Consider the following 530-nt stretch of genomic DNA (forward strand, 5'->3'; position numbering starts at 1 on the left):
TCCGGCAAGCTGGAGTGCGACTACTGCGGCGCGAGCTACGATGTGGCGCAGATCGAGGCGCTCTACGCGGAGAAGGAGGGCAAGGCTGCGGCAGCGCAGCAGTCCGCCGAGGAAAAGGCTGCCGCGGAAAAGAAAACCGCCGAGGGGAGCGAGTGGGATATGTCAGACCTGAGCACCGACTGGGGTGCGGAGGGCGAGGGCATGAAGGCCTATAACTGCCCGAGCTGCGGCGCGCAGCTCATCTGTGACGCGACCACCGCCGCGACCTCCTGCCCCTACTGCGGCAACCCCACGGTCGTGCCGGGACAGTTTGCGGGCACGCTGAAGCCGGATTTCGTGATTCCCTTTAAGCTCAGCCGCGAGGACGCGATCCAAAGGCTCAAGCAGCATTATAAGGGTAAGGTATTCCTGCCGAAGAGCTTTTCCAGCGAAAATCATCTGCAGGAGATCAGCGGCGTCTATGTTCCGTTTTGGATGTTCAGCGGCGAGGCGGAGGGCGACGCGCACTTCGACGCCACCCGCTCGCGCAC

General features: G+C 63.2%; 1 pseudogene. It reads left to right on the forward strand.

Annotated elements, in window-relative coordinates:
• Positions 1–530: pseudogene (locus KQI17_RS13480) on the forward strand (hypothetical protein); the annotation flags it as partial.

Origin of the sequence: Oscillibacter sp. MSJ-31 (genome assembly GCF_018918025.1) — a bacterium.
In the GTDB taxonomy this organism is placed as follows: Bacteria; Bacillota; Clostridia; order Oscillospirales; family Oscillospiraceae; genus Hominicoprocola.